Source organism: Gordonia gummivorans (assembly GCF_022513585.1).
In the GTDB taxonomy this organism is placed as follows: Bacteria; Actinomycetota; Actinomycetes; order Mycobacteriales; family Mycobacteriaceae; genus Gordonia.
Genome location: NZ_JAKWBF010000103.1, coordinates 1 through 340, shown reverse-complemented (window position 1 = coordinate 340; position 340 = coordinate 1). Strand labels below are relative to the sequence as shown.

Here is a 340-nt window from a genome sequence, read left to right as displayed (position 1 = left end):
TCAGACATCAGACCAACCCCCCGTATCAGATATTCGTCGACTCAGCAGTATGAAAATCCATCCGGCCACCCGCCGAACGCACATTCGTGGCCTGCTCATCCTGAGCCGACACATACGTCGAGGCCACATCCTCGGTCCGAACACCCAACTGCTCCAACGCCTTATTCACCTGCCCGGCAGCCGAGGACCACTGATGCTGCAAATTCGCCAACTCCGTCTTCGCACCACCCTTGATCTTGCCCAGCAACTCGGTCATCGCCGCATCAAACTCCGAAGAGTTCGACGTGAACTTCCCCAGAGCATCCTGCAACGACCCCGCATGAGACTTCACCACCGTGTG

General features: G+C 57.6%; 1 protein-coding gene. It reads right to left on the bottom strand.

Annotation, left to right across the window (positions count from 1 at the left end):
• Positions 1-25: 25 nt before the first annotated feature.
• A partial coding sequence (locus MKW15_RS24300) for a WXG100 family type VII secretion target (protein WP_240862975.1) occupies positions 26-340 on the bottom strand: 315 nt, incomplete at its 5' end.